Source organism: Vibrio sp. ECSMB14106, assembly GCF_000972265.1.
Classification (GTDB): domain Bacteria; phylum Pseudomonadota; class Gammaproteobacteria; order Enterobacterales; family Vibrionaceae; genus Vibrio; species Vibrio kanaloae.
Genome location: NZ_LAUM01000001.1, coordinates 140217 through 151157 on the forward strand (window position 1 = coordinate 140217; position 10941 = coordinate 151157).

Consider the following 10941-nt stretch of genomic DNA (forward strand, 5'->3'; position numbering starts at 1 on the left):
GTAGTCATGGCTGAAGTGTATTCTTGGCTCACACCGGTATGGAGTGAGTGGAAAAAAAATCTCGATGCGGAGCGTTTTCCTAATTCGGTGATTGTTAATTCACCAGAAGGGCTTGGCGTTGATGCTTTGATTGAACAACTTACCGCGGCATTAATGTGTACTAATTACGAAAGTGAGTCTTGCGGGTTTTGTCATAGTTGTGAACTGATGAAATCGGGAAGTCATCCTGATTTCCACGTGATTGCGCCTGAGAAAGAAGGTAAGTCGATCACGGTTGATCAAGTGCGTGCGAGTAATCGCTGGGCCCAAGAGTCTTCTCAGTTGGGTGGTTTACGAGTCATCTTGCTTAATCCCGCTGAATCCATGAACGAATCTGCGTCGAACGCGCTTTTGAAAACATTAGAAGAACCTTCAAGTAATTGTATTTTTATCCTTTCAACGCGTAGTAGTAATCGGTTAATGCCTACCATCCTAAGCCGTTGCCAACAGTTTAATGTAGTTAGCCCACAATTGGAGGCAGGCTCAGCGTGGTTAGATGGTGAAGTAGGTAAAGCGGTTCCGCAGTATATTTTAGCTCTTAATGACAATGCACCTTTAAAAGCAAAAGCGATGTTTGAGCAAGGTGGCGTTGAAGCGTCAACAAAAGTGCTCGATGGCTTTGTGAATGTCGTCAAGGGTACTCAACCTGACATGCTAAAGTTCTCTACAGAGCTTAGCAAAGACCCTTTGGTTCAACTTGGCTGGCTTTGGCATTTATTGTCAGATGTACAGAAGCTGCATTTTGGTTTGGCGAATCAGTCTATCACTCCGAGTGCGAAAGCTCTGGTTGAAGTGATGTCTTACCAAAGTGCTTACGATGCATCGAATAAACTGCTTATATTGATTGAGCAGTTAAAGCAACATCCTGGGCTCAATATGGAGCTACTCATAATGAATTGGCTGATAGCCACTTGCGAGGAAACATGTTCGTAGATTCCCACTGTCATTTAGACAAACTGGATTATCAAGATTTACACACAAGTGTAGAAGACGTTGTGAACAAGGCGAAGGCAGCAAACGTAGACCAGCTGCTGTCTGTTGGTGTGACACTGGATTCGTTTGAAAATATGCTCGAGATGATCTCGCCGTTTGATAACGTTAAAGCCTCTTGTGGCGTTCATCCTCTCGATGTCGAGAGTGATTTCTGTTTAGAGAGAATGCGTGAATACGCTAGCAACCCAAAAGTCGTTGCGATTGGTGAGACAGGACTAGATTACCACTATCAACCTGAGACGGCTGAGTTACAACAGCTGAGATTTAAACAGCATGTTGCGTTGGCCGTAGAGCTTAATAAGCCTTTGATTATCCATACACGTAACGCGCGTGAAGATACTCTCGCTATTTTATGTGATGGTGGCGCAGAAAAGTGTGGTGGTGTGATTCACTGCTTTACCGAAGATCAAGCGTTCGCTGAAGCGGCAATGGAGTTAGGCTTCTACATATCAATTTCAGGTATTGTGACCTTTAAGCAGGCTACAGAACTTAAAGAAGTTGTTAAGAACCTACCGCTAGACAGGTTACTGATCGAGACGGATTCTCCATACTTGGCACCCATTCCATATCGTGGCAAGCAGAATCAGCCCGCATATGTCGTAGAAGTGGCAGCCTATATTGCGCAGTTGAAAGGTTTATCGATGAAAGAGGTTGCTGAACAAACAACCAAAAATTACCAGAAACTTTTTTTTCGATAAAAAACTAGGTCAGTAAATAAAAGGGAGCAAAAGCTCCCTTTTTGTATTTTTGATCACCAAAAGTGCGTTTTTTTTTAATGTTTACTAATTATGTTGAACTTGAGAGCGTTATTTATAACATTTGTAATTTTGTTACTAAAAATAACATTTACCTTTATTTTATTCACTTAGTAAAATAATAAGGGTGTAAAAATAAATCCTTATATTTCAACTTCTTGCATGGTTGAAAAGCATTTCATTTCTAGATTTGACATGTGATCCAAGACGTGTTTTGAAACTAAATTTCGTAAGTGACTAGAAAGTTAGTTACCCATCAATATATATTTAGCGGCAGAAAATATAATGCAATACATGGTTACATTTTCGCGGGGTGCTAACATATAGGCTACGGGGGTGTGCCGTTAGAACCCATATAATTATTTTATCTTTATCAGGAGCATAAACATGTTTAAGAACCTTTTTGCCAACTTGCAAAAAGTCGGTAAGGCTCTGATGCTACCAGTATCAGTTCTTCCGGTTGCGGGTATTTTGCTAGGTGTCGGCGCAGCAAACTTTAGTTTTCTTCCGGAAGTGCTTTCTCACTTAATGGAACAAGCGGGTGGTTCAGTCTTTGGTCAAATGGCTCTGCTATTTGCTGTTGGTACTGCACTTGGTTTTACAAACAATGACGGTGTAGCAGGTCTTGCTGCTGTTGTTGGTTACGGCATTATGGTTGCTACATTAAAAGTAATGGCAACGGTAATGGGTGTTGATGGCATTGAGACTGGTGTACTTGGTGGTATCCTTGCTGGTGGTGTTGCTGGTTGGGCTTTCAACAAGTTCTACCGTATTCAACTTCCAGAATACCTAGGCTTCTTTGCTGGTAAGCGTGCAGTGCCAATTGTTACTGGTTTTGTATCTATCGCTCTAGGTTTAGTTCTTTCTGTAATTTGGCCTCCAATCGGTGGCGCAATTGCGACATTCTCTGATTGGGCTGCAAACCAAAACCCAGTAATGGCATTTGGTATCTACGGTGTAATCGAACGTTCTCTTATTCCTTTTGGTCTTCACCATATCTGGAACGTACCATTCTTCTACGAAGCGGGTTCTTGTGTTAACAACGCTGGTGAGCAGGTAAATGGTATCATGACTTGTTTCCTTACTGCTGATGACGCATCTCGCGCTGCTGGTAATGGTTTCGGTCAACTAGCTGGTGGTTACTTATTCAAAATGTTCGGTCTTCCTGCTGCTGCAGTTGCAATTGCACATGCAGCAAAACCTGAAAACCGCGCTAAAGTAATGGGTATCATGGCTTCTGCTGCGTTAACTTCATTCCTTACTGGTATCACAGAACCAATTGAATTTGCATTCCTATTTGTTGCTCCAGTGCTTTATGCTATCCACGCTGTACTTGCTGGTGTTGCATACATGCTAACTAACGCACTAGGTGTTGTTCATGGTCACACATTCTCAAATGGTTTCATTGACTTTGTAGTTCAATCTCCACGCGCTGAGAACATGCTTCTTCTTGTTGGTCTTGGTCTTATTTACGCGGTTGTTTACTACATCGTATTCCGTGCTGTGATTAAAGCTCTAGACCTTAAAACTCCAGGTCGTGAAGACGAGTCTGAAGAAGAGTCAGTTGCGACTGGTTCTGAACTTGCTGGTGAGCTAGTTGCTGCCTTCGGTGGTAAAGCGAACATCACGGGTCTTGACGCTTGTATTACTCGTCTACGTGTTGCAGTTGCTGATACAGCAGTTGTTGACCAAGACAAACTGAAGAAACTAGGTGCAGCAGGTGTTGTTGTTGTTTCTGGTGGCGTTCAAGCTATCTTCGGTACTAAGTCTGACAATCTGAAGACAGACATGGATGAGTGGATCCGTAACAACGGTTAATTCACTGATTCAATAAATGGAAAGGAGGCCGAAAGGTCTCCTTTTTTTTGCTCGATGAAACACTTTCTAAGTTAACCCTTCCTGATCAACCTGTTATCACTTAACTCTATGCATTGATGTTCAATTTCCCCACTCTGGGGATCTGTTGTCATTTAACTTAATGATGACACCTCTATCTATTATTTACGTAACCTAACGTTTTTGTAAGACAGTCTGGAAATATTATGAAACATCGTTACTTGTTCGGCCTTATGTGCTTCAGTGGAGCCTCGTTTGTTCATGCCGCAGATCCAAATTTGGAAGCTGGTCTAGCTATTGATCAAGGTTTGAGTGCCGTTGTGGAGTTTGAACAGAAGTATCGTGCAACCATTGGTAACGACGGCGCGGCACTCGACTACATTTGGAAACGTGGTCAGTTTGAAACGGAAGTTCCGTTAAATTGGTACGTAGGTGCAGGTGCTTGGGCTGAATGGAATGACGATTTTGGTTTAAGAGTACCGTTAGGAGTGAAAGTTAATTTTTACGAAGGTTGGAATGCTTACGCACAAGTTCACCCTGAGCTAGACATGTACAAAGGCGTCGAGTTGCAAATCGGCGGTGCTCTGGGTGTCACCTATAAGTTCTAAAGTGAACTTAAACTGTTTTTATAGTGAAAAAGCCAGCATCGCATGAAGTTGGCTTTTTTGTTTTGTCTTTATGCCTCATGCGAACTGAGTAGCCTAGAAAGCGTGGCTTAAAAACGGTTTGGTTTAGAAAGTAAAGCTCAGTCCGATATTCGCTTGGAATTGGTTCATCCAATCGGTATCAAATCGGATAATACAGTCTTGCCCCGTGCTGGGTACGTTACAAACTCCAGACGTGTCGTTGTCGACCACAGTACCTAGCCAACGCACTTGAGTATTAAGTGCTAAGCGGTCACTAAATTTGTACTCTAAGCCACCAAAGATAGAGGTTGAGAATCCAAATTTATCTTTCGCCCAGTCTACATCCACGTAAGATGCACCAATCCCCAAACCTAGGTACCCAGACAACACCGGAGAAGCAGGGTAGTAAATACTGCTTTGAAAGTGTAGGTATTGAATTGAGGAGCTTAGGTTGAGTTTTTCTAGCTCTGAGCTCTGGTTAGAATAGAAAAAGCCGATGCGACCTTTATCAAGTGGCGTTTCAATCGCAAAGGTGTAGTTTTCAGACGGTTTCATGTCGTAGTTTTTACCATCCTGGTCTTCGACACTACCGCCACCGGTATAACCCACCATCGGGGTAATGATGATCTCCGGCGAAGCATACACACTCGATACGGAGAAAAGCGCAATAAGCGCCATCATATTTGCTTTGTTATTCATGAGTATATCCTTATCCATACACTTACTAATTGTGATGGTTACATCAATATTGTGCGACTAATTTCGACGATTCTTGAAGATACTTCACACACCTGATAATAATTAAACAGTGACTCGACAAATTAATAATAAGCCAGAGGTGTCTATGGACCATAATCTGAAAAACGCCCTACAAATAACAGTGTTAATTTACACAATCATTCTTTCATTCGGCTTTATCGCGATTGGTAGTTAATACTATTTGTGGAGAGGCCGGGTTTTATACTCAGGGAATAAATGAATAGTGGTATTATAACCAATATTGATACAGCAATAGATTTGGATTACTACGCTAAGTTTATTGCTGGAAAAACTGCACTGGTTGCTCAAGGGGGCGGACAGAGAGGCATTTTCACCTCAGGGGTACTGGATGCGTTCCTGATCTCTAACTTTGACCCTTTCGATGAGTTTTTTGGCACTTCTGCTGGCGCTCTCAATTTATGCGCTTACCTATGTCGTAATAAAGGCTTAAGTCGTTCTTTTGTCCTCGAACTCACTACTTCTCCAGAGTTCTTTAACCTATTTTCTTATATACGACATCGAAAAAAGTTGGGGTTAGAGTGGGCCTTAGAGAAAATCATGGCCTATCCATATAAGCTCGACCTTGATTTGGGAAGACAAACGTTGGGTGATCGTCAACTCTTTGCCGCGGTCACCGATTCGAAAGATCTTCAAGATTACTACTTTCCTGTATTAAGTGAAGATTGGTACAAGGTAATGGTTGCCACGTGCGCCATTCCACGTCTATATAATGATGAAATACGTATTGGAAACGGTTCTTATGTGGATGGTGGTGTGTCAGCATCTATTCCTGTACAAGAAGCTTGGCGACGCAATGCTCGTTCTATCGTCGTAATTAGAACTGAGCCTGCGTTTGAACTAAATCCGGTCCATAGCAAGCCAATTTTACCTGTAAAAAATAAGACGCTATCTTTAGAAGAACTTGAATGGTTTCGCGGTTCGTTTAATAACGTTCACGGTCATTGGCAACAAAAAGTGGACCAATGGAAAAACGATTGGACATCGTTTTTTCAACAACAAATCTTGAGCTCAAAAGAACAAAAGAGAGATAGGGTACATTTAGATCTTCTAAATGGCGGTCGATGGTTATTTGGTGCTGATGATATCTATCGTTTAAGTCATTTGATTGGTGATAAATTTGATTCAGGATTAGCTGATATGTTGATGGTTCATTACCAAACTTACTCGTTGACTCAGAACTTCCTTAACTCACCTCCCGATGATACTTTTGTGGTTCAGATAGCACCTAGTCAAACGCTTAAATCGAGCTCATTAATGAGTCATAAAGATGATTTACTGCATGATTACGAATTGGGGTTAGAAGCTGGCTATCGTTTTGTTGAAACTTATTCTTCCACTGACAACGCTCGTAGCTCACATACGCCACATTTGGTAACCGATGCTGCCGGAAAAAAATACTTGTAGAAAAGTTTTTTGAAATGGAGAGGGTTATTGAACTTGGTCCGATAACCCTTTCTTTTTTATTTGCTCTCGAAAACCAAAACTTTAAACACTGAATAATTAGCCTTCGGGCTTTAGATGATTGAACAAACTTGAAGATTTTAGAGTTAGGTTACAGGCAGAATTCTCATACAGTTGGTCGATCCGGCTACATCCATAATGTCCCCTTGTGTGATGATCACTAGATCGCCACATGTGAGATATCCTTTTTCTTTCAAGCAGGCGAGCGTAGAGAGCGCAATATCAAGGCTGTCTTTGGCTTCTGTTTCAAAGTAAATTGGGGTAACCCCTCTGTACAATGTGCAACGGTTAAGTGTGCTTTCGTTACGAGATAGTGCGTAGATGGGCATATCGGCGCTGAGGCGTGACATCATCAGTGCTGTGCGTCCGGATTCAGTGAGAGTGACCACGCCTTTAATTCCTTCCATATGGTTCGCAGAGTAAATGGTCGCCATCGAAACGGTTTCTTCAGCCGTTACAAAGGTACGATCAAGACGGTAATTGGAGTGGTTGTTAATACCCGCCATCTTTTCAGCGCCAATACAGACTTCTGCCATTGATTTCACGGTTTCGACTGGGTAATCGCCTGCTGCTGTTTCACCGGAAAGCATTACGGCATCCGTCCCATCAAGTACGGCATTCGCTACATCCATGACTTCTGCCCGAGTTGGCATTGGAGCGGAGATCATCGACTCCATCATCTGAGTTGCGGTGATCACTGTTCGATTAAGCGCCCCTGCACGACGTATAAGCTGTTTTTGTACTCCAACCAACTCTGGGTCACCAATCTCTACTCCTAGGTCACCACGGGCCACCATGACCACATCTGAGGCCATTATGATGTCATCCATGTTCTCAATAGTGGCGACTGTCTCTGCTCGTTCCACTTTAGCCACAAGATGAGCCTCTAAGCCGGCTTCATGTGCGAGTTGACGCGCGTAATGCATATCTTCGCCATTGCGAGGGAAAGACACCGCTAGGTAATCCACTTTGATTTGTGCTGCGGTTACGATATCGCGCTTGTCTTTTTCTGTCAGCGCTTCTGCGGATAAGCCACCCCCTTTTTTATTAATCCCCTTGTTGTTGGAGAGAGGGCCTCCGATGATCACTTCAGTGTGGACTTTACACCCTTCGACACTGGTCACTTTTAATTGAACACGACCATCGTCGAGTAATAAGATGTCGTTAGCTGATACGTCGTTTGGCAGCTCTTTGTAATCGAGGCCAACGGCTTGTTGGTTGCCTTCACCTAAACCTAGGTTACTGTCTAGAGTGAACTGGTTTCCGACGGCTAATTGGATCTTGCCATCTTTGAATGTCGACACACGAATCTTTGGACCTTGCAAATCTCCTAAAATGGCGACTTGAGTGCCGAGCCGTTTAGCTATCGCTCGAACTTGTTCTGCGCGTTGGATGTGATCGTCGCTGCTGCCGTGAGAGAAGTTCATACGGACGATATTGGCACCGGCTTTGATGATAGCTTCAAGCACATTACCTTTATCTGTTGAAGGGCCTAGTGTGGTGACGATTTTCGTTTTTCTTAATGCGGCTGTCATGAATACTCCTAGAGTGAGGACTGTAATCTGATTTAAGGCTGAATTAAGTATATGCATTAATTGATAATTTATTGGGAGCTTGGAAGGTATTTCTCCAATTATCCACAATGATTGGATTCATGCCTCAGTCGTGATGTTTTTTTTCGAAAATTAAGTCTTAATTTCTCAATTTGGATGATAATTCTTCTCGAACTATTTGACTCGATACACAAAGATTCATGTATATACGTGATACTGGTCACGGCGATATACCAAGTGACTTCACAATTACTTCGCAAAGTAAAAAAATTATCCAGTTGATGATTTTTGGAGCGTAAAATGTACATGGCTCAACCGGGCCATATTGATCATATCAAACAGGTCAATGCTGGTCGTGTATATAAACTAATTGACCTTAAAGGTCCTATTTCTCGTATCGATTTGTCCAAGCAAAGTGAGTTGGCTCCGGCGAGTATTACTAAAATTACCCGTGAACTCATTGAAGCTCACCTTATTCATGAAACGACGGTTCAAGAAGCCACCACTCGTGGGCGTCCGGCTGTCGGTCTGCAAACCAATAACGAAGGTTGGCAGTTTCTGTCGATGCGTCTTGGTCGTGGATACTTGACAATTGCTCTGCATGAATTGGGTGGTGATGTTCTTATCGATACTAAAATCGATATTCATGAACGTGACCAAGACGATGTGCTTGCTCGCTTATTGCATGAGATTGATGAATTCTTCCAAACCTATGCTGAACAACTCGATAGGGTAACCAGCATTGCGGTTACGCTACCTGGCCTTGTGAATTCTGAGCAAGGTATAGTGTTGCAGATGCCACACTATAATGTTGAAAATTTAGCGTTAGGGCCGGAGATCTATAAAGAAACGGGCTTGCCAGTCTTTATTGCCAATGACACCCGAGCATGGGCATTGGCAGAGAAGCTGTTTGGTAATTCACAAGACAACGACAACTCTGTTCTTATCTCGATTCACCATGGTTTAGGTGCCGGGATTATTCTTGATGGACGTGTTTTGCAAGGGCGTCATGGCAATATCGGTGAATTGGGGCATATCCAGATCGATAAAGAAGGCAAGTTTTGTCATTGTGGTAACCGAGGCTGTTTAGAAACGGTAGCGAGTTCACAAGCGATACGTGACCAAGTGAAAGCAAGACTCGCAAATGGTGAAGCATCAACCTTGTCTGTGTTTGAAGATGTCACCATTGAGCAAATTTGCGCGGCAGCAGCAAATGGAGATGAGTTAGCCGTCGAAGTGATTGAGCAGTTAGGTCGCTACCTAGGTGCGGCGATTGCGATTGTGATTAACCTATTCAACCCAGAGAAAATATTGGTTGGCGGTGTTATTAACCAAGCAAAAAGTGTCCTATACCCTGAAATTCAAAAGTGTATCGAAGAGCAGAGTTTATCGGTTTACCATCAAGACTTAGAGTTGGTGGAGTCTCGTTTTTATAAGCAGGCGACCATGCCGGGTGCTGCGCTTATCAAGCAGGCTTTGTACGATGGTCAGCTATTGATGAAAGTTATTGAAGGTTAGCTTCTTTACTACTGTTATAGTCTACTCCAACCATACACCTAAGCTTCGTATTGCAGTACTTTTGGTACTTAGTTTAAGTATTCTGTGATTGGCGCTTTGTGTTATCCTATTGAAGTAGGCTATTGTAGCCAAAGTTATTATTTGTCACTAAGGTGTTGTATGTCTGGAGTTTTAAATTCGGTTGATCAAAGAACCAAACTGGTAGGTGAAAACCGTCTGGAACTCTTATTATTCAGTTTAAATAGTCGTCAACTATTTGCGATTAACGTGTTTAAAGTGAAAGAAGTCCTAAAATTGCCAGTACTCACTCGCTTTCCAGGCTCCCATCATAATATTACTGGCGTTGCTTCTTTGCGCGGTGAATCCGTCCCTGTAATTGATTTACGTAGTGCGATAGGCTTTCCGCCATCACGTGCCGACTCTCAAGAAAGTAATTTGATTATTACGGAGTACAACCGAACCGTTCAAGGTTTTTTGGTTGGGCAAGTTCGCAATATTGTGAATACGATGTGGACTGAAATCCAGCCACCACCCAAGACTGCAGGGCGTGCAAACTACCTAACAGCGATTACGCATATTCAAGAAGAAGATCAACATAAAATTGTTGAGATCATCGATGTTGAAAAGGTACTAGCTGAGATCATTGATTACGATGTTTCTATCTCTGAAGGGGTTTTAGACGAGAAGCTCGCCAATGAGATGGTTGGACGTAACGTTCTTATTGTTGATGACTCTTCAACAGCACGTAACCAGATTAAAGGCACGTTGTCACAACTCGGCCTGAATATTATTGAATGTTGTGATGGCTTAGAAGCGTTGAATCTGCTTAAGGGATGGTGTGACGAAGGTAAAGACATTAATCAGGAAATATTGTTGATGATTACCGATGCTGAAATGCCTGAAATGGACGGCTACAAACTGACTCATGAGGTTCGTAGTGATCCAAGAATGCGTGACTTATTCATTACGCTAAATACTTCATTAAGTGGTAGTTTCAATGAAGCAATGGTTGAGAAAGTAGGGTGTAATCGCTTCATTTCTAAATTCCAGCCAGACCTATTAGTTGAAGTGACTCAAGAACGAATGCGCCAGATTTTGTAAGTAATACTGCTGTTTGGTTTGCTTTGAATAATCTTATAGCGAGTATTCGTTAATATTGGTTTCTTAAAGAAATATACCCAATCACTAGCGCGATCTTTCACAAACCATCTAAGGTAGCAGCTCTTAATGATATGGTTAACGTCTAAAGTCGTTATTGCTTTGAACTAATTGTTTATAGAGCCTTTAAGAAAAGGCTTACGGCGGATAGCGTTGAGGTATCATTCAATAATTTGAACTGAATTGAAGGGAAGCAGATGCTTCCCTTTTTCGCTTTTAGCG

10 protein-coding genes are annotated in these 10941 nt (G+C 42.4%); 8 read left to right on the forward strand and 2 right to left on the reverse strand.

The window, feature by feature from the left end:
• Window positions 1-6 precede the first annotated feature (6 nt).
• The 4 genes from WR49_RS00620 to WR49_RS00635 all read left to right on the forward strand — a co-directional run bounded on the left by WR49_RS00620 (window position 7) and on the right by WR49_RS00635 (window position 4231).
• The gene (locus WR49_RS00620) at window positions 7-972 is read left to right on the forward strand and encodes a DNA polymerase III subunit delta' (protein ID WP_046222710.1); all 966 of its coding nucleotides are present in this window, start codon (window positions 7-9) and stop codon (window positions 970-972) included.
• The gene (locus WR49_RS00625; protein WP_046222711.1) at window positions 963-1730 is read left to right on the forward strand and encodes a TatD family hydrolase; all 768 of its coding nucleotides are present in this window, start codon (window positions 963-965) and stop codon (window positions 1728-1730) included. The genes WR49_RS00620 and WR49_RS00625 overlap by 10 nt, the downstream gene beginning before the upstream one ends.
• A gap of 444 nt (window positions 1731-2174) precedes the next feature.
• The gene (gene ptsG, locus WR49_RS00630; protein WP_046222712.1) at window positions 2175-3605 is read left to right on the forward strand and encodes a PTS glucose transporter subunit IIBC; all 1431 of its coding nucleotides are present in this window, start codon (window positions 2175-2177) and stop codon (window positions 3603-3605) included.
• Window positions 3606-3829: 224 nt separating this feature from the next.
• Complete coding sequence (locus WR49_RS00635; protein WP_046222713.1) at window positions 3830-4231, forward strand: hypothetical protein; 402 nt, start codon at window positions 3830-3832, stop codon at window positions 4229-4231.
• 123 nt (window positions 4232-4354) lie between these two features.
• Here the strand turns inward: WR49_RS00635 and WR49_RS00640 are convergent, their stop codons facing one another.
• Entirely contained in the window at window positions 4355-4948 is a 594-nt protein-coding gene (locus WR49_RS00640; protein WP_046222714.1) for an outer membrane protein, read from the reverse strand.
• A 145-nt stretch (window positions 4949-5093) separates the two neighbouring features.
• Between WR49_RS00640 and cydH the strand changes: the two genes are divergently transcribed.
• Window positions 5094-5183, forward strand: coding sequence for a cytochrome bd-I oxidase subunit CydH (gene cydH / locus WR49_RS21765; protein ID WP_099049783.1), 90 nt, complete (start codon window positions 5094-5096; stop codon window positions 5181-5183).
• Between the two features lie 41 nt (window positions 5184-5224).
• Complete coding sequence (locus tag WR49_RS00645) at window positions 5225-6433, forward strand: patatin-like phospholipase family protein (RefSeq protein WP_046222715.1); 1209 nt, start codon at window positions 5225-5227, stop codon at window positions 6431-6433.
• Between the two features lie 143 nt (window positions 6434-6576).
• Here the strand turns inward: WR49_RS00645 and pyk are convergent, their stop codons facing one another.
• Window positions 6577-8025, reverse strand: a complete 1449-nt coding sequence (gene pyk, locus WR49_RS00650; protein WP_046222716.1) for a pyruvate kinase — start codon at window positions 8023-8025, stop codon at window positions 6577-6579.
• Between the two features lie 318 nt (window positions 8026-8343).
• Here pyk and mlc point away from each other — a divergent pair, with 318 nt between their 5' ends.
• A complete protein-coding gene (mlc, locus tag WR49_RS00655; RefSeq protein ID WP_046222717.1) occupies window positions 8344-9561 on the forward strand; it encodes a sugar metabolism global transcriptional regulator Mlc in 1218 nt (405 codons plus the stop codon).
• Between the two features lie 159 nt (window positions 9562-9720).
• A complete protein-coding gene (locus WR49_RS00660) occupies window positions 9721-10662 on the forward strand; it encodes a chemotaxis protein CheV (RefSeq protein ID WP_046222718.1) in 942 nt (313 codons plus the stop codon).
• Window positions 10663-10941: the final 279 nt, after the last annotated feature.